Origin of the sequence: Proteus genomosp. 4 str. ATCC 51469 (assembly GCF_003144375.1) — a bacterium.
Classification (GTDB): Bacteria; Pseudomonadota; Gammaproteobacteria; order Enterobacterales; family Enterobacteriaceae; genus Proteus.
Window position 1 is genome coordinate 129,177 of the sequence record NZ_PENV01000009.1, and the last position, 22,282, is coordinate 151,458.

Sequence of the window (22,282 nt, forward strand, 5' to 3'; positions counted from 1 at the left end):
TTCAAATGCAATTTTATGAAAAAAAGTGACAATAAAGCTCAAAGCTTATTAATATCTTGTTTTATTTGGTTAAATTATTTTTTAAAATTTAAATTATTTTTTATTTGAAGGTCGTTTTTTAGTCATTTTTCAGGTGTTATTCTCGACGTTTACTCACTAACATAATTTCTTTGTTCTATAATTAATCATGCCTAGGGGATTAATATTTAATTCATTATTTAACATAATTGAGATATCACTATGGAATTAAAGGATTACTACGCCATAATGGGTGTTAAACCTACCGATGATACTAAAACGATTAAAACGGCTTATCGCCGTTTAGCTAAAAAATATCACCCTGATGTAAGTAAAGAGCCGAATGCTGAAGAGCGTTTTAAAGAAATTGCTCAAGCATGGGAAATATTAGGAGATGAGCAACGAAGAGCTGAATATGATGAGCTTTGGGCACATCGTAACGATCCTAAGTTTAAGCAATTTACACAACAAGATTCGAATACAAAAAATCAACAAAGCTTTAGCCAAGAAGATTTTGATGACATTTATGCATCATTTTTTGGCCGACGTTCTCCATTTGAAGAACAGCAGAATTCTCAGTCCTTTAAACAACGCGGACACGATTTAGAACTAGAATTAGCTGTGTTTTTAGAAGAATCACAAGAAGAACATAAACGCACAATTAGTTACCATTTACCGGTTTATAATGTTTTTGGGATCGTAGAAAAAGAAATTCCTAAAACATTAAATATTAAAATTCCTGCAGGTGTTATTGATGGACAGCGTATTCGCTTAAAGGGTCAGGGAACACTAGGTGAAAATGGTGGGGAGAATGGTGATTTATGGCTAACAATTCGTATTGCACCTCATCCTTTGTTTGATATTAAAGGCCATGATTTAGAAATAGTGGTTCCAGTTGCACCTTGGGAAGCGGCATTAGGTGCAAAAATTCCTATACCTACAATAAAAGAAAAAATCTTATTAACTATTCCTGCAGGAAGCCAAGCAGGGCAAAAATTACGTATTAAAGGAAAAGGATTGGTTAGCAAAAAGGCTAGTGGTGATTTATATGCAATTTTAAAAATTGTAATGCCACCTAAATCGGATGAAAAAACACGCGAATTATGGCAACAAATTGCAGATAGCCAGACCGATTATAATCCACGTAAAGACTGGGAGAATAAATAATGGGTCAGTTAACAACAACTATATTTACTGTCACTGAATTTTGCCATCACACTGGAATATCAAATGATGAACTTAAAGAGTTTGTTGCACTTGGCGTGATTGAGCCATTAGAAATTGAAACTCAAGAATGGTTTTTCGATGATAATGCCCTTGTGGTGACACATCGTGCGTTAAAACTTCATAAAGAGCTCGCATTAGATTGGCATGGCATTGCTATCGCTCTAACCTTATTAGATGAAAATGAGCAGTTAAAACAAGAAAACAAGCAATTACGCCAGCAATTAATGCGATTTATAGATGAATCATGATCAATACAATAGCCACTAAACACAAATATGACTTTAGTGGCTATCTTTTATTCCTTATCAATTGATTTTACTAGTTATTTTCCACATTCTTATTTAAACAAAATCATAATACCCATGCTTTAAAAATGAGCAAAATGGCGATGAGATCACATCTATTCATATAACTATTAGGTTATGATTCATATAATTTATTAATTATATCTTTTTCTTGTTTGTTAATTGAGGTTTACTTTTTATAAGGGAAAAACAATGCAGCCGATCCAAATAAATAAATTAATAGAGTGGCGTAGGACTTTTCACCAATTTCCAGAAATTGGTTGGACCGAGTTTGTGACAACGGGCACGATAATTACGTTATTGCGTGACATGGGAGTTGAGGTTAAAGCTGGGCCTCATATTCTTTGCCAAGAAAGTATTTTAGGTCGAGATGAAAAACTCGTAAAAGAAGCCATCAAAATTGCCAAAGAAAAAGGGATCAGTACTGAGTTATTAGCCGAAATGGATGGTCTTACAGGATGTATGGCTATTATTGATACAAAAATACCGGGTCCTACATTCACTTTTCGTTTTGATATTGATTGTGTTTATGTTCAAGAATCAAATGATGAAAATCATCTACCCAATAAGCAGGGTTTTGCTTCATGTCGTTCTGGATTAATGCATGCTTGTGGTCATGATGGACATACTGCAATAGGGCTTGGTTTAGCACATTGGTTAAAACAAAATATTCATGTTTTAAGTGGAAAATACAAATTAATATTTCAACCTGCAGAAGAAGGGGTGAGAGGTGCTAGAGCAATAAGCGACAGTGGGATTTTGGATGATACTGATTACTTTATGGGAATGCATATTGGATGTAATTTAAAAAAAGGTGAAATTGCACTCGATCCTTTTGATTTCCTTTGTACAACTAAATTAGATATTTCTTTAAAAGGAAAAGTAGCTAATGCTGTCGATGAGCCAGAAAAAGGAAATAATGCATTAACTGGAGCCTGTTTTTTAGCTAATGAAATATTAGCAACACCAAGGCATGGTAAAGGCATGACGAGAGTAAATGTTGGAACTTTAATTGCAGGTGAAGATCGTAGCCTTATTCCTAGCTCGGCGAAGATGCAACTGGAAGTACGTGGACAAGATGCTGAAATAACAAAATATTTATTTGATAATATCAAAAAATATACTGCTGGTATCGCATCTTCTTATCACTTGGAAACGAAAATAGAAATTACTGGTGAGGCAACAAATTTTAGAAATGATCTTGAAATGATAAACCTCATGCAAGGGGTTATCGATACACATCCAGAATTATTAAATGTCACATTACCTTTGGGGGGGAGTGAAGATGTCTCACTGATGGTAAGAAGAGTACAAGAGAAAGGTGGAAAAGCGATATTCTTTTTAGTAGGCGCAGATCAAAAAGACGGGCATCATAAAGAAAAATTTGATATCGATGAAGAGGCGCTCTCCATTGGTTTAACACTTTTTACTGAAGGTGTTTTATCTATTCTTAATATACGTAAATAATAGAAAGGTCTCTTCTATTTGCTGATGTTGCATAGAATGAGACCTTAATAACTATTTAATGGGTATTGAAAATAATGAGTTTTTTGGTTGATTCTCTTGGATAAACTCAATATAGAGTTGAGTTTCATGTTCTGTTTTTTTCGATGTAAAGAAACAAATATTGCTCTTAATTGTTGGCGTAATTTTCTTATAAATAACACCTTCCATTTCAATAATAGGAAATGAATTAATTAAACTTATTCCTAATTCATTTTTTACAAATGTTATTGCTGTTTCTTGATCTGAGACTTCAGCAATAATATTAGGTTTAGAGTTTGATTTATGAAGCATTCTGTCAATAACGGTACGGCCAATATTGCTTTTAACTAACGCAATAAAAGGTTGATCATGTAAATCATCTAATGTGAGCGTATTTTTTGTACATAGCTTATGCGATTTAGGCATAGCACAAATAATTTGAGTTTCTCTCATTGGTATTTGTGTCAAATTATAATTACTATTAATTGTCATATTGTCAGTAATGGCAATATCGGCTTGTTCTTTTGCAATTAAAGACAATAACTGTTCACTTCTAGATATTTCCAAATGAACATTAACTTGATGTTTTTTAATAAAAAGAGCAGTAATTTGATTTATAAATCCATAAGCTAGTGTTGGGGGAACTAAAACGCGCAGACTTCGTTTTTTTTCTTGGTGATGAAAATGGCTTAGTCGGCTGAAAGATGCGGCTATGTTGGTGATTTCTTCGTAGAGTAACAGTGCATCAGAGTTAGGTATAAGTTTGTTATTTTCACGAGTGAATAATTGTTTACCACAACGTTTTTCTATCTGATTTAATGTTTGGCTTACTGCGGGTTGAGAAATACCTAGTTGCTCTGCAGCATTAGTCACACTCCCATAGTCGATCACCGTTTGTATAATTTCAAGGTCGCGCAATGTAGCCCACCCTCCTGACCAAGAGGTTCTTTTTATATTAACTGCCATCGTGTTTTTTACTTTAGTCTGTTTATCTTATATACGATTATACCGTTAATAGGATAATTATTAAATAATAGATTAAATAATAGTTATGAAGGAAGCATTAGTGTTTTTTTATTAACACAGATTACTACTGCATTTAATGTATTGTTATTATATTTAATATAACAAACTCTTATTATAAATAAAATGAGTTTAGATTACATTTCTAATGAGTTTAATAACAATACTTTATCTCATTTATATTAAAATATATCCATCGATAAATCCCATTGATATTAATATGATACATTTAATTAAATTTTCATTTCAAAATATAATGACCATTGAGATATAAATCACGGTAATGGGCTCTTTTTCATTGTTAATATTCTACGTCAAATTATCTATCTGGTTTTTTATTTCTTAAGGTATTTAATTGACATACAAATTATAAATAACAAGCAAATGGGGAGTTTTATGTCTTTTTTCAAAAAAGGTATTATTGCCTTATCAATTAATATTGCATTAGTTTCACCTGCTTTGGCCTGTACCACATTATTAGCTGGAAGTGAGGCAACAAATGATGGCTCTTTAATTATTGCGCGTAGCGCAGATAGCGATGCACTAAAAGCGCAACATTTTGTTATTCATCCTGCTAAATCAAACCAAATAGGAACTTACAGTACAAAAGAACACAACGGTGCTAATAACTTTACGTACCCATTACCAAAAAATGCATTACGTTATACTACTGTTCCAAATTGGAAAACACAGCTTCATGGCGCAACAGGGTTTAACGAGTTGGGGGTTGGCGTTAGTGGCACCGAGTCTATTTTTGCTTCACCCAAAGCACTTTCTTTTGATCCTTATGTTGAAGATACAGGAATAACTGAAGATGATATTCCTGATGTGCTACTTTCAAGAGCAAAAACAGCACGTGAAGCAATCGAATTATTAGGAAGTATTATTGAAACACAAGGGGCTGGAGAAGGATTTGGAGTTGCTGTTGTTGATAAAAATGAACTTTGGTATTTAGAAACAGGAACAGGACATCATTGGATTGCACAAAGATTGCCTAAAGACAAATATTTTGCGACAGGTAATCAAGGCAGACTACAAGCTTATGATATCAACAGTGAAGATATATTAGGCTCTAAAAATTTAGTGGAATTTGCGATTGAAAAAGGGCTTTATAATCCTGAAAAAGAGGGAGTATTTAACTTTTCTAAAGCGTATACCCGTGATGATGAGCGAGATCGTACCTATAATGACCCTAGAGTATGGATCATTCAGCAACAATTTAATCCATCGTTAAAGCAAGCCGTTGATGATGGGCGCAATTTTGCTCCTTTATTAACACCAGAAAAAAAAGTGTCTATTGAAGAAGCGAAGACTATGTTGCGTAACCACTTTGAAGGAACCAAACACGATCCTTATACAAATGGATTAAATGGTGAAGAGCCATGGCGCCCAATTAGTGTATTTAGAACTTATGAAGCACATGTAATGCAAGTTCGTCCAGAACTTCCTCAAGAAATAGGTGAAATAACTTATGTTGGGTTAGGTATGGCGGATTTAACTGCATTTGTTCCGTATTACAGTGGATTAAAAGCTTATCCTCAACATTATGGAATAGGTACAAATAAAGCAGATAGCGATTCTATTTATTGGAAATATCGTAAATTACAAACATTAGTGATGACAGACTATCCAAAACTTGCACCAATAGTAAAAAAAGCCTACCAAGAATGGGAAGAAAAAACAGCATTAGAGCAAAAAGAAATGGAAGCTAAATATCTTGCTATGGTTAAAACCAATAAAGCGGGTGCAGATAAAATGTTAAATGAATTTAATTTACGAGTGATGGCGAGTGCTGAGTTATTGACCGAAAATTTAACAAATGAATTATTTACTATAAAAACAAAAGATATTCAAGATGATATTTTCTTTGCTAATAAGTCTAAAAAAGACTAATAGAGAAATGTTGTTTTAAATACAATCTAGACAAAAGATCCCAAGTTGTTGGGATCTTTTTAATAATAGGCGATTAAATAACAGGAATATAGTAGCTAATTTTTTGCAAATATTGCCCACTTTGATCAAGTAATTTATCGTAACTCACAGGCTCTTTTAGTGTATATCGTTCAATATCAGGGCCAGGTCTACGTAATAAATTCATTTTTGGTAATACTTTAGTATATACCGTATAAATAATGTCATCATAACCCGTTAATGAATCTAAAATTTCATCCATATGAAAAGTAATTTCTAGGTAATTACCGCTGGGTAATTCTAATTGTGACATTGCTGAGATATTAGATGCCGTTGATAGCTTTTCTTTATCAACCGCGGTGTTATAAATGTACATGGTGTCATCTAATGTGCTTGCAGATGCTCTGTGCATTGCATATAACTCAGTCGGTATTGTATGCACATCTTTCAAAAATTTACGCCAAAACTCTTTTCTGAATTTTTTCTTGTCTGAATTCCACGTTGAAATGGGTTTGTTATACTGGTGAGACATGCCAGCTAATTTTAGAGAAGGGAAGGTAACGACTTCATATTTGGCACTTAACTCAACAGTTTCTAGTGCTGGAAAAATAAGCTCACTAATATCCCAACCTGGTTTTTTTCTATACTCAGAAGGGGTGATATTAAATTGTTTTTTAAATGCACGACAAAAAGTTTGCTGGGAGTCAAACCGGTATTTCAGTGAAATATCTAGCAGACTGCAACGTGTTATACGTAAGGCATAAGCACCACAAGATAAACGTCGGGCGAGTATGTATTTTCCTAAAGATATTCCTGTATATGCTTTAAATAAGCGCTGAAAGTGCCACTTCGTATAGCCTGATTTTTCAGCAACGATATCTAATGATAAACGTGAATCAAGATTCTGCTCGATCCAAACAATGATATCTTTAACAACATTCTCTTGGAGCATGAATATTCCTATTATTTTTCTCTATCGATATTTTTCAATAAGATCGATTTAATTTATTGAACTACAATAAATATATAGGTGCTAGGATAATAGCATATCGTATAGTGGTAGTTGCATTGAATAAAGTAAAATAGGCGAGTATTAATGTAAAGTTATGTATTGCAAATTATTTGAATTAAATTTGATTTTAAATAAAAAAACAATTGTTGAAGTCATTAATCAATGATTGATGTTTTTATTAAAATTAAGGTTTTATTAAAATAAAGATAGATATTTTTGTTTTCATCAAATACGGAAGTATCCTATTTTGTCTTTAAAAGAAAGTGCCTAGTTTTATTGTATTAGTGAAATTCATTGATTATTTTAGGAGATATGATGAATAAGTTATTTTCTATTTCGGCTATTGCTTTAGTATCATCGTTAATGGCAGCCCCCGCTTTAGCCGCTAAAACGGATACTTATAATTGTGAAGGTCAGAAAATTAGAGTTTCTTTTCCGAATGAACAGCTCACTGTTATGTACTACAACGATGAAATTATTGTTTTACAAGAGGCTGTTGCTGCGAGTGGTGCACGCTATGTTGGTGAAAATTTCCAAATATGGGGAAAAGGGCAAGATGAATTTAACCTTGCTACCATTTCAGAAGATGATGCTATTAATGGACGTGTCGCTGAAGATAAAGGGCGTACGTGTGAATTAGTAAAATAGCTTCGTTGTAGCATTAAAAATAAAAGGGAAGTATAACTTCCCTTTTATTTAAATAATCAGGTTGAATATAAAACATTCCCATACTATACAATGAGCTTTAATATATTTATTATCAATTTAGTAGTTTTTAAAAATAAAAATATCATAAATATATTTATATAACTATAATAATTTAAGTGATATTAAATATATCGGTGTTTTTACTGTTAATTTAAAAAAGAAAAAATAAACTATTTTTTATATTTAATAAATAGTAGAGAAAAATTATTGAATTAAATTAACGTGTTTACAATCATCCTGAAGAGGTGAACCCATTGCGATATTGTACTTAAGCAGTGATAACAGTACCAATAAGCACTTAACGAATGGGGATATTTTAGTTATACTGTTTGAAATAAACATAAAGATTATTCATTTTTTATCATTAATACTACTAGAAAATTTATTGTGAGTTTATATGAAATCTTATCCTTAGCTAGTCTCATACTAGTTCTTAAAAGTTAAATTTAGAAAATAATACACCACTATTTAATATGGTGGACGTTGTGATATTAAAAAATTAATATTAGAATAAATCTAATGAAAGTTAAAAACTCAAGAAAATATAATGTAGTGTTACCTGATAATAGAATTCTAGCGTGGTATGAGTCTGGACCAGAACAAGGTAAACCAGTAGTATTTTGTACTGGTGCAGGTATGAGTGGTCTATTAGGTGTAGATGTTGAATATCTAAATAAGCTTAATATCCGTTTAATTACTCCAACTCGTCCAGGATTAGGTGATTCAACGATCGATCCTCATAAAACGCTAAAATCTTTTTCTCAAGATATTTTATTTTTACTCGAACATCTTAATATTAAAAACTTTGATGTAATGGGATTTTCTCAAGGGGCTGTATTTGCTATGGCACTTTGTTTTTATTGTCATGTAGACAAATTAGTTGTTGTCGCGGGACAAGATCAATTTGATTATCCTGATACACGAAATCAACTCACAGAAGAAGTTGCTAATATGCAACAGCAGGCGGTTAGTGCTCCTGATGTATTAGCTTCTTGGATTAAGCAAAATATATCAGCTAATTGGTTAATGAATTTTATTTTAAATTACAGTGCAGATGTTGATTTAGCTGTTTATCAATCGATAGATTTTCTTCCTGTTTATCAAGAATGTATGGCAGAAGCTTTTAAACAAGGTAATGAGGGATATACTCAAGATCTTCTTATTGCTATGCAGCCATGGGGTTTTTCACCTGAAGACATAAAAACGCCAACAACATTATGGTATGGTATGAAAGATACGAGTACCGTTCATTCTCCTGATTTTGGATCATTGTTGTTTCAACGTTTTCCTAATGCACAACGACATTTATGGCCAGAAGAAGGTGGATCACTTCTGTGGACAAAAACTGAAGATATTTTATTAGCATTAATTGACTAAAACTAAATACTATATTATTGATGGAGTAGATACTGTTTTTTAAAAAAACAGTATCTACTGTTTTAAGTTATATTGAATCGATTTACTTCAGATCTACTGAAAAATGCAAATATAAATATGGACTTTGATTGGCTGGATAATTATTCTTATATTATAATTATTTTCTAAATTGTCGTTTTGACATTTTTTTAAAAATAAATTTGAAAATAATTTGCTATAAACCGAATTATATGACTTAATAGCGCCACTGGTTTGGAAGTACAGACCTATTTATGTTAGTGCAGTTTTAAGTAGTTCACCGTTTAGCGTTATCCATGATACCTCTTCGTTGCGAATTCCTTCAAATAGTGACCATAAGTAAAATCCGAAATCAAACCGCAAACTATGCCTTATGGCAAAATAATTAATTAAAGGAAATCTTATGTCTAATACAATGACTGGTACAGTAAAATGGTTTAACGATGATAAAGGCTTCGGTTTTATCACTCCTAAAGATGGTAGCAAAGACGTATTCGTACACTTTTCAGCTATCCAAAGCGAAAGCTTCAAATCTCTAAAAGAAGGCCAAGAAGTTTCATTTTCTATCGAAAATGGCGCTAAAGGTCCAGCAGCAGCGAACGTAATCGCTCTGTAATATTGAGTCATTATTGCAGTAAATATTGCTTAATGCAGTATTAATACTGATAAGACCAATAAAAACCTCACCTCGGTGAGGTTTTTTTGTATTAAAAACCTCATTATTTTGTTTTAGTTTTTATATAATAATATAGATTTAAAACAATCTTATTAAGTTTATGTAAATATTTAAAATAAATAATTTTAATTATAAAAAATTTGCTTTAATGATTAACTTTATTAGCAAAGAAAATAGTTTAAATAATAATAAAATTCTTATAATGCTGAAATAAAGATAGTAAGATATTGCTTTCTCAATGAAAAGAAAGAAAAAAACTTCATTAGAATAGAAAGATATCAGATAAATCATAAAAAATAATTTAAAGAAAAATATAAAATTAATATTTAATGACTTATCTAAAAAAAATGCTGTCTAATTCAATGTGGCTTAAAAGCTTTTAGTTCTCAAAGGACAAACTAGTGTACGCTAAAAATTTTTTTTCATTGCATCTGTTACACCCAAAATATTTTTTAACTTGGTTTGGTGTTTTTATTCTTTTTCTATTAGTACAACTACCTTATTCTTGGTTACTTTTCTTGGGTAAACGTCTAGGGTTATTATCTCGTTTTTTTGTAAAAAGAAGAGTCTCTATAATAAAGCGAAATTTAGAGCTATGTTTTCCTGATAAAGATCAATATGAAATAAATAAACTCGTCATGGATAATTTATCTTCACTTGGTGTGGCTTTATTTGAAACAGGAATGGCTTGGTTTTGGAGTGATCGCCGATTAAAAAACCTTTTTGAAGTGCAGGGAATATCCAATTTCACAAATGCTAATGAGAAAAATGCAGGGATTTTATTAATCGGTATACATTCAATGTCGCTAGAGTTGGGGGGGCGTATTATGGGGCTTTGCTTCCCAGTTAATGCCATGTATAGACCGCATAACAATAAAGCGATGGAATATATCCAAACTAAAGCGAGATGTCGTTCTGATAAAGGGATGATAGATAGACGTAATTTAAAATTTATGGTTATGGAGTTAAAAAAAGGAAAGGCAATTTGGTTTGCTCCTGATCAGGATTTTGGTTTGAAAGGAACCACTTTTTCACCTTTCTTTTGTGTCGAAAAAACATCAACTTCAAAAGGCGTTGCAATATTAGCCAAATTATCAGGAGCACCTTCTTTGACTGTAACGCTGGTTAGAAACGAAAATAAAGAAGGTAAACAATACAGTTTGATTATTGGTGAGGAGTTGGTTAATTACCCTAGCGAGAATATTCAAAACGATACAGATAGAATGAATAAGTTGATTGAAACAGAAATCATGAGGGCACCAGAACAATACTTATGGGCCCATAGACGATTTAAAACACGACCAGCAGGTGAAACGAGTTTCTATCACTAGTCTGTGTATAAATGAGTAAATAAAAAAAAGACCAACACATAATGTGTTGGTCACAGTAAATACTGGAAGCAATGTGAGCAATGTCGTTGTAAAAAGTTGAGTAAAACACTCAACTATTCACAAGTTAAAAGATAATCATTATCAATTGACTTGTCAACCCTTACGTTTGTATGGATTAATGAAAATGCAAACAAAAGGGATAGAATGGAAAATAAAAAGGTAAGAAAAAGAAGATAAGAAAAAGAATAGAGTTAGCAGGTATATAAGTTAACTATACCTGCTTAATATATTATGACCATAATAGAAAAATACCATTTATATAAATATAGTAATAACTTCTAATGCTCGAAAAATATATACTCATTATTTAATAATAAATAGTTTATCCAAAATATACAGAGATTAATATCTATTTAAAATATAGGATTAGATAAAAAATTAAATTAAATTAAATTAAATTTAATTATATATTATATCCATTATGGCTAAATTTTCACCAATCCAATTTATATTCATTGAACCTTTATTTTCATTTAATTTAGCATTGAACATTTCATTTGGTTCAATTTTATGCTGTATTTCTTCCATTTCAACACCATTCCAGCAGTTTGTTTTAAATATATTCCCGATAGAGTCAATCATACAATTGCCTTCTACTATAGAGCCTGTAAAAGTAATCGTTCCTGAACCAATAACCTTATTATTTGCAAGGGTGGTAGCTGATAATAAAAGTGTTAAACAAGCTCCGATAATAAGATTCTTTTTCATTTTATATTCCTTAATATTATTTTATTGGTCAAATTTAGTAATTGATCTCTTTTGTGAAAGATCTGTATTTTTCGTACTGAATGATGGAGGGAATATTAGAGAAAAAAAATATATCAATCTGTAAAAAAACTTGATGGTTAATGACAATTATATAAATATTTATGAATGAATTTTTGAATACTTCAATAATAGAATAATAATTGAAATTAGAAGTAGCTTACTTAACCATTTGAATGATATTAACTTTATAAGATTATCTTTATTTTCATTAACAAGTTAACTTTATTTAATATGAGTTATATTACTTAATTTTTTCATGATACATTTTGTTGTCAAAACAAAAAATTAATAATTTGAGCTATTTCAAGATGACAAAAAAGTTGTCAAAATATTTCTACGAAGTTACTATAAAAGTCAAAATTATATCTTTATTTGATGATTTCTATTTAGTTGAGTATTGATATTTTAAATTATCACTTTATTATCATTAAAAATAAATAATAAAAAGAGAATAGAATATTTATGCAGAGTTATCATTCGTTATCAGCCCAAGTTTACCAAATAGATAAACCTATAGGATGTAGTTTTGGTGACGTAGAATATTATCAAGAACGTCTTAAGGATGTTAATGGTAAGATTTTAGAGCCTGCTGTGGGAACTGGGCGTATTTTAATCCCTTTATTAAAGGCTGGATTTAATGTAGAAGGGTTTGATCTTTCAGATGAGATGCTTTATTTCTGTATGGAAAATTTAAGAAGTAATGGATATTCTCAAGATAAAGTGACTAAAGATAATTTGTTGACATTCCAAGTTGAGACACGTGTTGATGCAATAATTATTCCGACAGGAACTTTCTTATTGTTAGATAGCGAAACAAAAGCACTACAGTCACTTCAACAATGTTATAACGCATTAAATCCAGGTGGACGTTTGCTAATTGACATTAGTTTGGCGCATACCTTTACTAGAGGCCAATGTTCTAGTCGACAATTCGAAACACCTGAAGGGGATTTAATTACCTTACAGATAGTAAATGCCGAAATAGATTATATTAATCAATTAACAGTATCTCATCACCGTTATGATAAATGGAGAAATGGAAAAATAATTGAAAGTGAATGGGAAGTGTTTAAATTAAAATGGTTTGGTGTGTATGAATTTAGACGGCTCCTTGAATCTATTGGTTTTGGCAAAATAACAATTTCTGGAGATTATCAATATTTGTGCGAACCAAATAACGAAACAGAAATTATTACTTTTGAAGCTTATAAATAAAAAGAAAATAGGATATTGACAATAAGGCCATAACATTATGGCCTTTTTAATGTCATTAGTAGTTTTTCTGCTTTTTTGAAAAGATCAAATGTTGTTTTTGCTATGAATGAAAAAGAAGACAAGAGAACATTAAATCTGAAAGAAATAGTGATTTTATTTGTCAGTATTAAAGTGAGTTCTTAAGATAAAAAAATCCCCGCACTAGGCGGGGAAAAATTAAATATCTATCAGTGATGAAATACTGAAACCAATGGTAAGGGAAAAAAAGATATCAATCTGTAACAAACTTTTAAAAAAAATAATGAAAATAAGTGTGATATTAAAAGTATTTCTTGAAAAAATCATAATTACTTGATGTTTTTATGATGTAATTAATTGATTTTTATTGGTTTTTAATTTGTTGGGAACATTGGATTGGAGTATGTAACTAATAATCATGTTAATTTAACAATAAAATTTATATACATTTATCTGAGAGTATTGATAAATTTCTTAATTTTTAGAACAACAAAAAATACGTATTTATAATTATCTTGGGTAAAAATCAGGCAATGACAATAATTGATTATTGCCTGATTAAAATAGATACAAGAAGATAATAGGGTGTCTATCCATTAACTACCATTGTTTTACATCAATCATATTGTTTGATGGATATACCTTTGCGATATAAGAAGAGATATTATTACGAATATAAGGATTTTTTTCTTCAGGGTACATTTTCCAAGCTTTTTTTAAATAATCCAATAGCTCACTATTGATATAATTTGAACTAGATAATGCCTGAATTGCGCTTAAGCTTATTTCTGCGTTATCAGAGATAGTTAGTTCAAAAAATGCTGAAATTTTATGTTTTAAATTAGCATCATGAGAGGCTGCATAAATAGCACTTCTTATGATTTCTACATTTTGATGAGTAAAGAAAGGTTGAAAGTCCTCAACAAAAATAGTATTTAGTTCTGTTAAAATGTAGCCGATAAAACGCAATGTATCTTCGTGATTGGTTACTTTAAGAATAGAAATAAGACTTTCTTTAAACTGTGCATACTGGTCTTTATACTTGAAGTAAATAATAGAAATAGCAATATCTGTTTTTTCATCATATGGAGCAATTAGTGCTCGTTGAATATGAGGTAAAGCGTGTTTTTTAAAATAGGTTGCTAAGACATTTAAAGATACTTTATATAACTCAATACTTTCGGCTCGTAGTTGCTGCTCTAAAAAATACAAACTCCTATTTGATAATTCAGGTAGTTTTGTTAATGAATTGATAGCATTGACTTTTTTAATAATATCATCATTATCATTGGCAAGACAAAGTAAAATTTCTTCATTACCTCCCATACGATGACCAAACCAACTTGTGTCATAGCCTAAAATAACTTCATCTAACCAACGTTCATACCATTGTGTAAATGATGTCTCATAAGAAAATGTGTAGGGAGTATCTGAATTTACCCAATCAGATGTATATAAAATATGACCTTTATAATCACCATTCAGCACTAATAAAAGATCGTATTCACAACCACAGGTTCCTAAATAGAGTGTACCTTGGTGGAGTCTATCGTAAATATTATCAAATTCTTCATCACTACAATCATCAGGTACATGACATAATGCTTTCCATTCCTCAATATCCATATTAGGGCTAAGTAAGCAGGGTCGTGCATAGTTTTTTATATCATGTCTAGCTATCGCGTCATCAAAAGCGTAGAGCCCATAATAAGGGCCTGCGCCACCATAAGAACCTGTACCACCATGACCAATTCGAGTGATAAAGTTGATATAGTCTTGTGGAAATTTACATCCAGATTTTTTTTGTAACTGATCAGCTTTTTCTATAGAGAGTGGTGGGTTTAATTGATAGTTATGGCTATTAGCGCCAAATTCTTTGTGCTCGTGATCAACAATCGCAACAAGTATTAATTTTTCACGGATACGCTCAATAGGATTATCTGCATATTTCTTATTTATTTGTTCCCATTGCTGTAACGGTGTCAATTTGTTCTCTTTTTCAAAGAGAGATGAAATAAAACCCATAAGTTAAAGTCCCTATTGATGATATGGTTTAAATTTAAAATGTTTATTTAACAATCCGTTATGATAGATAGAAAACCAAATATAAAATGATTTTCTTACTGAAGTTACACTATAAACTATTTTATCTTTAATAAGAAAATAGTATTTTTAGGTAATAGCTTTCTTTATTTATTGTGTAATAAGAATAAATATACGATAGATAAAAAAAGACCAACGCTAGGAGAGTTGGTCAATAAATACTAGAAGCAATGTGAGCAATGTCGTTGTGAAAAACCAAGTAAAATACTCAACTATTCACAAGCTAAAAGATAATCATTATCATTTAATATGTCAACCCCAATAAGATTATGGTCACTATTTATTCACACTAAAAAACCAACAAAATAATTTAGTTGATAGAAACTAAAGTTGGTAATTTGTCAATTATAACAATGAGATCACTTTTTTCTGACTTGGTATTTATCGCATTTTCAATGCTTTTCATTTTTTTTATTTTATTGATTAAATCCTTAGCGTGTCGAGATCGTAAATGTATTGTTTTTTTAACCATGAGTCTTCTCCTTACTTGTAATAACCACTAGCATAATAGTGATAATACTTAAATGCAAATGATAATCAATATCATTTGTATATTTGGGGAGAGAATAAATTCTTGGTAAGATTGTGACATTGCCATATTCATACTTTATGTGCAGATTTTCTTATCTCAGGGCTATTAAAAAATGATAGTATAAATAATAAAAAGCTCTAATAAGGAATTGACGCTATGGCATATGATTTAACAAAAAGATTAGTCATAGGGCTATCTTCTAGTGCGCTATTTGATTTAGAAGAGTCAGATAATATATTTCGTACTGAAGGTGAGGAGTCTTATCGAAAATATCAGCGAGAAATGCAAGATATTCCATTAAATAAAGGTGTTGCATTTCCGTTTATTAGCCGACTTTTAAAACTAAATAATATCAGGATTGATGATCCCTTGGTTGAAGTCATTTTATTATCTAGAAATGATCCTGATACAGGATTAAGAGTGATGAATTCTATTGAACATTATGAGCTAGGGATCACCAGGGCTGTGTTTCTTCAAGGAAAATCACCTCATATTTATATTCCAGCCTTTGATATTGAATTATTTTTATCAGCAGATCATGATGATGTTATACAAGCAATTAAAGCTAATTATCCCGCAGGACAAATATTAGCAGGTCATATTAATGATGATAATGCAGATGAATTAAGAATTGCTTTCGACTTTGATGGCGTTATCGCTGATGATGAAGCCGAGGTTATTTACAAAACTTCGGGAGAATTATCACAATTTCATCTTCATGAAGCCAAAATGGTTGATACTCCTCATAACCCAGGGCCGTTAAAGAAATTTCTACTGCGTATTTCAGATATTCAAAAACTAGAATTAGAAAAAGTAAAGCAAGATCCTAGTTATGTTCCATTACTTAAGATTTCCATTGTTACTGCACGAAATGCGCCGTCTCATAAGCGAGTTATTAATACCATGAGAGCGTGGGGAATTTCTGTTAATGAAGCCTTTTTTATGGGAGGAGTAGAGAAGGCGAATGTGTTAAAGATTTTAAAACCACATATATTCTTTGATGATCAAAAATTACATTTAAAATCCTCGTCTGAGCTTCCTTCTGTACATATCCCATTTGGGATAGCGAACAAAGAGATAGATAATAAATAATTTATTATAGTAAAAAAGGTGTGTGATATTTATATCATACCCTATTTTTTTATTTTGTCTAATGTGGCCTTTATTTGAAATATTCTATTTATATTGTTTTATTTATTTTTTCTAAATAAAAATAAGTGTAAAATTGGATCTATTTTTATAGAAGTAGTATGGTGTTGGATGATTTATATATATTATAAATTAATAACGATTTATAGATATTTTATATTAAGAGGTATCTAACTAATTTAAATAAGGAAAATTGAAATGGATAATAATCATAGATTTTTTTCTGATGATGTATGCCCTAAAACTGCATTATATGGTCAATTTTATGGTGATAATCGCTATGCGGGCCGAGATTATGAACGAAAAATATATAATGGAAATAAATTCCCCAAAACTAAAAAAGGGTTTTATTTTAAAAAGTTAATGAATTTTAAATAATAAAAGTAATAAGCAATTAATATAAAGTCATTTTAAATAAAAATATCAATATTATTTAATATGTGGTTAATTGATATTTAAAAATGAGTTGATGATTGCATAATTCGAGAAAATTACTACGCTCAAAATTTGTAGCGCAGTAAAAATCATTATTAACTTTTCTCAATACCAATCGGTTGATAACCTTGCCATAAAGGTTTGAAATGTTCACCTGAATTATTTGGTATTAGGTGAATGTAGTAATCACCGATTTTGCTTAATAAAATGCAATCATCAACATCTTTTAAATTATCTTTATGTTGTTGCTGGCTATCGACTAAAAGCGTTGTGATGGCTTTTTCTTTAGCCTCATTTGCTGATTGTGCAACAAATAAATCAAATTCGTGTAGTTCAGCTAGGCTTGATGGATGATAACCACCTACATTAACAAAGTATAACTTATTGTTATTGTTGCTAGTCTTATTGCTAAGACTGAGGCTAATATCAAATCCATCAACCCAAGTGATTTCAGTATAACCATCAATATGTACTTTATCTTTGTCACCAAACCATGCATCTCTTAATGCAGGCCAAGCATCTATAGGCTTTTCTGCTGCAACAAATTGAATATCGTGAACTTCGATATTTGACTTACCCGCATTGCCACCAACATAAAACATAAACAATTTCATTATTGCTTCCATTTTTTGTGTTTTTATCGATATGTAATTTATTATATAACCATGTTGAGAGCAAGTGTAAAAAATGAAGATGATTGATTTTATGAACTAAATTATTCATTTTTACTCTAAGCATTTGCTATTAATTTAAAATATTATTTGGGGTAGATATGAGATTACTTATGCTTTTGAGTGTTTTTTTTATTTCTGCTTGTTCATCAACGGGAGCAATAGAATCTCAAGAAAGTAAAAGTCATAAAGAAGATCCATATTCTGATAGCACATTAAATAGTATTAAAACTAATCAGAATATTTATATTGAGCAACAACGTAGTAAAGGAAATTTTTAATCTGTTAAAATAAATGATTACTTCTTGGGCCACCTAAGTGGCCTTTTTATATACAAAAATATAAAATATGGCAATATTAATCAGAAGTTTTTTCAAATTTCCTGTATAAAAGTAAGGTATGCATTATTATTGTAATTGAGGGTATTGAATAATAATTCTATAAAAATAGTAAAAATAAAAGAGAGTATAGGGTAGATGAGCGATAAAAAAGAAAAAAAGTAATGGGATCTTAAGGCATACGGAGCTATATTTATATTCAGATAATCTATGAGATGAGGCTGTAATGAATAGAAAAGAATTAATTAATTATATTAAAGAAAACTATAATGTAGAGCCTGAGTATTTATGGATTAAATATCCTAATTATATAGTTTTTAGGCATAATAGTAATTCGAAGTGGTTCGCAGCTATAATGGATGTTCTAGAAAGCAAATTATTTGATAATGGTAGTAGCGATATAGTCGATATCATAAATTTAAAAGTTATGCCAAATTTAACGGGATCATTACGATTGAAAAAAGGAGTGTATCCAGCTTACCATATGAATAAAGAGCATTGGGTTTCTATTAGCCTCTCATCTGAATTTGATGATAGCGAGTTAAAATCTTTGATTGCTGAAAGCTATAATTTAACACAATAAATTAATAATTTTATTAATATAGCTTACTCAACTTTTAAACACTTTCTAACAATATGAGTTAAGCTATTGTCATATCTTCTATCATATACCTCTTTTCTGATTTTCATCTAACGTTAGTTATTTCAAATGTGCTTACATTTTCTATCTGAGCAAGCTTCTGAGAATGTAAAAATCGGTGAGTATATAATGATAGCTTGTTGGAGAATCATGATTTAATCATGATTAGAAAAAGCCTTTCTTATCATAATAATAGCTACTGCCCCCAAGAATATAATAAAGAAAATAAGTGAATTAAATATTAAAAAATTAATATCATTTTTTTTAATATTCAACATTATCAATAACAAAAACAGAGAAAGTAAAAAGAATTTTTTGTTATTATTAATCATACAATATACGTAAGAAACAAAAATAGATATTAAGAGAAAAGAAAAATAAGCAATAAGAAAAGCAACAAATTCTACACTATTAAAAAAATTATAAGGTACATTTTCTTCATGGAATATAATTGTCAACACTATGGCGGTTGCTATAAAACTCATTGAAGTAAAGATCAAAATAACAAATTTATTAGTATATAAAAAAGATAGTTGTTTAAAATAAATAATTTTTATAGAAACTTCTAAAGAAGATACAAATACAACAATACCGATAAAAAAAATAACAGAAGAAATAACTAGCCAAATAATATTATTATAGCCAAATGTAGATATGCTCAGATAGAGTGATATCGTCAAAGATAATAATGGAGATATAAATGTTAACAACTTTTTGTTTTCTTTTTTGTTATTCATATTTCTATCCATTATAAAAACAACAGGATATCAATTAGATATCGTTAATGATAGCTGAGTGATTATATCACTTAGTCGGTTACATTGAGTATTATTATTTACCGCATTTAGTTTTATTAGATCTTCGATACAGTGAAGTGATTTTTGCTAACTAAGCGGGTTTATTTTATATGAGGCCGTATTTGATTTATCCAACGAGAAGAATATACGACCATTCAAAAATATACTTAATGTGATAACGCTAAGTATGCAGATTATTTTTTCATATTATTGCCTGTATTATTTTATGGAGCTTATGGTTTGATTAGCACAATAAAAAAGATATTACTTCTTTAACCAATAAAAGCTTTTTATATTACGCATCAAGTGTTTCTGGTTTTTTCTCTTAAATAATCATATCGGCCATTTAATTTCATTTTTTTAGTTTGCCAGCAAAATCTTTATTACATAAATTTAGTTAATGATTTAAGCGAAATTATAGCATAGAAACAGGGCGAGAATTGAGCTTTAACTAGGGTAAATCTGATGGGGGTTTTACACCAGTTTTACACCAAGCAAATTTCAGACATAAAAAAACCAACCATAAGCGGTTGGTTTTTCTAAAGAATTTTGGTCGGCATGATAGGATTTGAACCTACGACCCCCGACACCCCATGACGGTGCGCTACCAGGCTGCGCTACATGCCGTTTGTGCCCTGTATATTACTGTTTTTGACTGCTAAAGCAACCCTTTGCTAATTAAGTGACGTAATTTTATACATCACTAATTGTACTAGCGTTCGATAAAGCGTTTTTGTTCGGCAAGAACTTGTAATAATAATTTTAAGTCAGGTTTTGCTGAGCTAATTTCTTTTCCTGATTTATCAAATAAAGCATATCGGCCATGTTTGTCTATTAACAACGTATTATCTTGTAAAAAGACCACAAATGCTTCGTCATCACCGGTGAAAATCCATGGATGATTACGAGTGCTTGCAAATAAATCCTCACCTTGTGAATAGTTATCCGCAGGGCTAATCACACGTAAAACATGTTGCATTAAGGTTGTCATGATATCTTGATGGCTAGTCATTTTATCAATCGACTGTGGTTTCATGTTTGGCCAGTGTACCATTAGAGGTACTTGTGATTGGCTTAAGTTAAAGGTGGTTTTATCAGAAAGCCATTGGTTGTTTTGCTTTTTATCACTGTCTTGATGATAGCTAGAAGTGACAACCACAACAGTATTATCGAGTACTTTGGTTTCTTGCAATGTATTAAAAACGCGCTCTAATTGTTGATTTAATGTCATACGTTGAGACGTTTTATTGGTGTGACCATCAATTTGCAAGAAAGAGAACCAAGGTGTTGTTTGGTTGTTTTTTATTAGCCAATTGCGCCAGCTATCAATGGTGGCATCGTTATTACCACTGCGTGATGTTGGAATAGAAAAATCTGATAGCACAGCTTGTTTAAACAATGGTGTCTGAAAACCATTTGTTGAGAACATTGCTAATTGATAGTTTCGATAACTTAAGGCATCAAATAGTGCGGAGTTTTTTCTGCTACTCAATACACTATCTAAATAAGAAGGTGAGATACCATAAAATAAACCAAACAATGCCGTATCATTATCAATACCTGATGAATAATGATGGGTAAAATTGAGATTATGTTGTGCAAACTCTTGCAAGCTTGGTAATTCAGGAACTTCCTCATTACCTAAACCATCAACAACGATAACTAATAGATTATAAGAATATGTTTCTTTTGAGTAAATCAATGGTGCAAGAGGGTAGGTAATACCTTGTGCGGCTGGGTTACCTTCACTGATCACTCGTTGTTCATATTCTGATTGATTAATAAAACCATGGCGCTCAAGGAACTTACGTGCAGTCATCGGGTAGGATAATGGCAAATTGGCACGTTGCATTGTAATCGGACGATAAAAATTAGCATCAGCCCAAATTGACATAGAGTGAGATAAGACAAAACAAGTAATAAAAACACCAGCTAATGGTTTACCCCATCGCTGACGGTTTAAACTGCGTAATTTTTGCCAACTCCATGTTGCAAAAAGCATCTCAATAAGAAAGATAATAGGAATGCCAATAAAAATAAGTTGCCATTCACGAGCCATTTCACCTTCATCTGGATTAATGACTAGATCCCAAACAAGTTGAGTCAGATGAAGCTGAAATTGTTGGTAAACAGCCATATCAAAGATAAGGATTGTGAGTCCAGCACTGGCGAGAGCACAAGAGATCACTCTAAGTAGCCGTTGAGATACGACTACAAAGGTAAGTGGAAAAAGGACAAGAATATAGATAGCAAAAACAATAAAACTAAAGTGTCCCATCCAACTTACAATTGCGTAAAAGCGACCCGCGAAAGTTCCAGGCCAATCTGAAATAAACAGGTAACGGCTTCCGAGCAATAAGCTTAGAATAATATTAAATAGCGCAAACCAGTGACCCCAACTGATCATTTGGGATACTTTTTCACGATAGGACTGAGGTCTCGTTACCATGTCTATAAATAATTTT

General features: G+C 30.9%; 20 protein-coding genes and 1 tRNA gene. 13 read left to right on the plus strand and 8 right to left on the minus strand.

The features are described 5' to 3' along the window. The first annotated feature begins 240 nt into the window (after positions 1-240). The 3 genes from cbpA (at position 241) to DK866_RS10530 (ending at position 3,017) form a co-directional block, all read left to right on the plus strand. Positions 241-1,185, plus strand: a complete 945-nt coding sequence (gene cbpA / locus DK866_RS10520) for a curved DNA-binding protein (protein WP_109408857.1) — start codon at positions 241-243, stop codon at positions 1,183-1,185. Then, entirely contained in the window at positions 1,185-1,493 is a 309-nt protein-coding gene (gene cbpM, locus DK866_RS10525; protein ID WP_109408858.1) for a chaperone modulator CbpM, read from the plus strand. Before cbpA ends, cbpM begins: the two co-directional genes overlap by 1 nt. Positions 1,494-1,742: 249 nt before the next feature. Beyond that, positions 1,743-3,017, plus strand: a complete 1,275-nt coding sequence (locus tag DK866_RS10530; protein ID WP_109408859.1) for an amidohydrolase — start codon at positions 1,743-1,745, stop codon at positions 3,015-3,017. A gap of 51 nt (positions 3,018-3,068) precedes the next feature. Here the strand turns inward: DK866_RS10530 and DK866_RS10535 are convergent, their stop codons facing one another. Continuing rightward, a complete protein-coding gene (locus DK866_RS10535; RefSeq protein WP_109408860.1) occupies positions 3,069-4,001 on the minus strand; it encodes a LysR family transcriptional regulator in 933 nt (310 codons plus the stop codon). 453 nt (positions 4,002-4,454) lie between these two features. On the opposite strand from DK866_RS10535, the gene DK866_RS10540 reads away from it, so the two are divergent. Next, the gene (locus DK866_RS10540) at positions 4,455-5,951 is read left to right on the plus strand and encodes a C69 family dipeptidase (RefSeq protein ID WP_109408861.1); all 1,497 of its coding nucleotides are present in this window, start codon (positions 4,455-4,457) and stop codon (positions 5,949-5,951) included. 73 nt (positions 5,952-6,024) lie between these two features. Here the strand turns inward: DK866_RS10540 and DK866_RS10545 are convergent, their stop codons facing one another. Continuing rightward, complete coding sequence (locus tag DK866_RS10545; RefSeq protein ID WP_109408862.1) at positions 6,025-6,921, minus strand: AraC family transcriptional regulator; 897 nt, start codon at positions 6,919-6,921, stop codon at positions 6,025-6,027. 375 nt (positions 6,922-7,296) lie between these two features. Here DK866_RS10545 and DK866_RS10550 point away from each other — a divergent pair, with 375 nt between their 5' ends. From DK866_RS10550 to lpxL, 4 genes are all read left to right on the plus strand, one after another. Further along, positions 7,297-7,629, plus strand: a complete 333-nt coding sequence (locus DK866_RS10550; RefSeq protein ID WP_109408863.1) for an MliC family protein — start codon at positions 7,297-7,299, stop codon at positions 7,627-7,629. A gap of 579 nt (positions 7,630-8,208) precedes the next feature. After that, on the plus strand, positions 8,209-9,066 hold the full coding sequence (locus DK866_RS10555) for an alpha/beta fold hydrolase (RefSeq protein ID WP_109408864.1): 858 nt from the start codon (positions 8,209-8,211) through the stop codon (positions 9,064-9,066). Positions 9,067-9,487: 421 nt separating this feature from the next. Beyond that, positions 9,488-9,700 (plus strand): transcription antiterminator/RNA stability regulator CspE, encoded by a 213-nt coding sequence (gene cspE / locus DK866_RS10560; RefSeq protein ID WP_036937961.1) that lies wholly within the window; start codon positions 9,488-9,490, stop codon positions 9,698-9,700. 461 nt (positions 9,701-10,161) lie between these two features. After that, entirely contained in the window at positions 10,162-11,091 is a 930-nt protein-coding gene (lpxL, locus tag DK866_RS10565) for an LpxL/LpxP family Kdo(2)-lipid IV(A) lauroyl/palmitoleoyl acyltransferase (protein WP_109408865.1), read from the plus strand. A 459-nt stretch (positions 11,092-11,550) separates the two neighbouring features. Here lpxL and DK866_RS10570 read toward each other — a convergent pair whose 3' ends face one another. Beyond that, positions 11,551-11,859 carry a hypothetical protein gene (locus tag DK866_RS10570; protein WP_109408866.1) on the minus strand — a complete coding sequence of 103 codons (309 nt, stop codon included), beginning with the start codon at positions 11,857-11,859 and terminating at the stop codon, positions 11,551-11,553. 522 nt (positions 11,860-12,381) lie between these two features. Here DK866_RS10570 and DK866_RS10575 point away from each other — a divergent pair. Continuing rightward, entirely contained in the window at positions 12,382-13,134 is a 753-nt protein-coding gene (locus DK866_RS10575) for a class I SAM-dependent methyltransferase (protein WP_109408867.1), read from the plus strand. Between the two features lie 618 nt (positions 13,135-13,752). On the opposite strand, the gene DK866_RS10580 is transcribed toward DK866_RS10575, so the two are convergent. Continuing rightward, positions 13,753-15,177, minus strand: a complete 1,425-nt coding sequence (locus DK866_RS10580) for an SMI1/KNR4 family protein (protein WP_109408868.1) — start codon at positions 15,175-15,177, stop codon at positions 13,753-13,755. A 766-nt stretch (positions 15,178-15,943) separates the two neighbouring features. Here DK866_RS10580 and DK866_RS10585 point away from each other — a divergent pair. Both DK866_RS10585 and DK866_RS10590 read left to right on the plus strand, forming a co-directional pair. Then, a complete protein-coding gene (locus DK866_RS10585) occupies positions 15,944-16,879 on the plus strand; it encodes a 5'-nucleotidase (protein ID WP_109408869.1) in 936 nt (311 codons plus the stop codon). Between the two features lie 255 nt (positions 16,880-17,134). Then, positions 17,135-17,314: a hypothetical protein gene (locus DK866_RS10590; protein WP_109408870.1), complete on the plus strand. Its 180-nt coding sequence runs from the start codon at positions 17,135-17,137 to the stop codon at positions 17,312-17,314. A 152-nt stretch (positions 17,315-17,466) separates the two neighbouring features. Here DK866_RS10590 and DK866_RS10595 read toward each other — a convergent pair whose 3' ends face one another. Then, complete coding sequence (locus tag DK866_RS10595; RefSeq protein ID WP_109408871.1) at positions 17,467-17,985, minus strand: DUF1543 domain-containing protein; 519 nt, start codon at positions 17,983-17,985, stop codon at positions 17,467-17,469. 158 nt (positions 17,986-18,143) lie between these two features. On the opposite strand from DK866_RS10595, the gene DK866_RS10600 reads away from it, so the two are divergent. Continuing rightward, the gene (locus DK866_RS10600; protein WP_109408872.1) at positions 18,144-18,323 is read left to right on the plus strand and encodes a hypothetical protein; all 180 of its coding nucleotides are present in this window, start codon (positions 18,144-18,146) and stop codon (positions 18,321-18,323) included. Between the two features lie 283 nt (positions 18,324-18,606). Further along, a complete protein-coding gene (locus tag DK866_RS10605; RefSeq protein WP_109408873.1) occupies positions 18,607-18,963 on the plus strand; it encodes an MmcQ/YjbR family DNA-binding protein in 357 nt (118 codons plus the stop codon). Positions 18,964-19,175: 212 nt separating this feature from the next. Here DK866_RS10605 and DK866_RS10610 read toward each other — a convergent pair whose 3' ends face one another. The 3 genes from DK866_RS10610 to yejM form a co-directional block, all read right to left on the minus strand. Beyond that, positions 19,176-19,757, minus strand: coding sequence for a hypothetical protein (locus DK866_RS10610; protein WP_109408874.1), 582 nt, complete (start codon positions 19,755-19,757; stop codon positions 19,176-19,178). Between the two features lie 610 nt (positions 19,758-20,367). Further along, a tRNA-Pro gene (locus tag DK866_RS10615) sits at positions 20,368-20,444 on the minus strand. A gap of 85 nt (positions 20,445-20,529) precedes the next feature. Then, positions 20,530-22,266, minus strand: coding sequence for an LPS biosynthesis-modulating metalloenzyme YejM (gene yejM, locus DK866_RS10620; RefSeq protein WP_109408875.1), 1,737 nt, complete (start codon positions 22,264-22,266; stop codon positions 20,530-20,532). Positions 22,267-22,282 lie beyond the last annotated feature (16 nt).

Excerpts from the sequence above, each read along its gene's own strand:
- yejM (WP_109408875.1), bottom strand. The coding sequence starts at position 22,266 with ATGGTAACGAGACCTCAGTCCTATCGTGAAAAAGTATCCCAAATGATC.
- DK866_RS10540 (WP_109408861.1), top strand. The coding sequence starts at position 4,455 with ATGTCTTTTTTCAAAAAAGGTATTATTGCCTTATCAATTAATATTGCA.
- cspE (WP_036937961.1), top strand. The coding sequence starts at position 9,488 with ATGTCTAATACAATGACTGGTACAGTAAAATGGTTTAACGATGATAAA.
- DK866_RS10600 (WP_109408872.1), top strand. The coding sequence starts at position 18,144 with ATGAGATTACTTATGCTTTTGAGTGTTTTTTTTATTTCTGCTTGTTCA.
- cbpM (WP_109408858.1), top strand. The coding sequence starts at position 1,185 with ATGGGTCAGTTAACAACAACTATATTTACTGTCACTGAATTTTGCCAT.
- DK866_RS10570 (WP_109408866.1), bottom strand. The coding sequence starts at position 11,859 with ATGAAAAAGAATCTTATTATCGGAGCTTGTTTAACACTTTTATTATCA.
- DK866_RS10610 (WP_109408874.1), bottom strand. The coding sequence starts at position 19,757 with ATGAATAACAAAAAAGAAAACAAAAAGTTGTTAACATTTATATCTCCA.
- DK866_RS10545 (WP_109408862.1), bottom strand. The coding sequence starts at position 6,921 with ATGCTCCAAGAGAATGTTGTTAAAGATATCATTGTTTGGATCGAGCAG.
- DK866_RS10590 (WP_109408870.1), top strand. The coding sequence starts at position 17,135 with ATGGATAATAATCATAGATTTTTTTCTGATGATGTATGCCCTAAAACT.
- DK866_RS10605 (WP_109408873.1), top strand. The coding sequence starts at position 18,607 with ATGAATAGAAAAGAATTAATTAATTATATTAAAGAAAACTATAATGTA.
- DK866_RS10550 (WP_109408863.1), top strand. The coding sequence starts at position 7,297 with ATGAATAAGTTATTTTCTATTTCGGCTATTGCTTTAGTATCATCGTTA.
- DK866_RS10555 (WP_109408864.1), top strand. The coding sequence starts at position 8,209 with ATGAAAGTTAAAAACTCAAGAAAATATAATGTAGTGTTACCTGATAAT.
- DK866_RS10535 (WP_109408860.1), bottom strand. The coding sequence starts at position 4,001 with ATGGCAGTTAATATAAAAAGAACCTCTTGGTCAGGAGGGTGGGCTACA.
- DK866_RS10575 (WP_109408867.1), top strand. The coding sequence starts at position 12,382 with ATGCAGAGTTATCATTCGTTATCAGCCCAAGTTTACCAAATAGATAAA.
- DK866_RS10580 (WP_109408868.1), bottom strand. The coding sequence starts at position 15,177 with ATGGGTTTTATTTCATCTCTCTTTGAAAAAGAGAACAAATTGACACCG.
- DK866_RS10585 (WP_109408869.1), top strand. The coding sequence starts at position 15,944 with ATGGCATATGATTTAACAAAAAGATTAGTCATAGGGCTATCTTCTAGT.
- DK866_RS10595 (WP_109408871.1), bottom strand. The coding sequence starts at position 17,985 with ATGAAATTGTTTATGTTTTATGTTGGTGGCAATGCGGGTAAGTCAAAT.
- DK866_RS10530 (WP_109408859.1), top strand. The coding sequence starts at position 1,743 with ATGCAGCCGATCCAAATAAATAAATTAATAGAGTGGCGTAGGACTTTT.
- cbpA (WP_109408857.1), top strand. The coding sequence starts at position 241 with ATGGAATTAAAGGATTACTACGCCATAATGGGTGTTAAACCTACCGAT.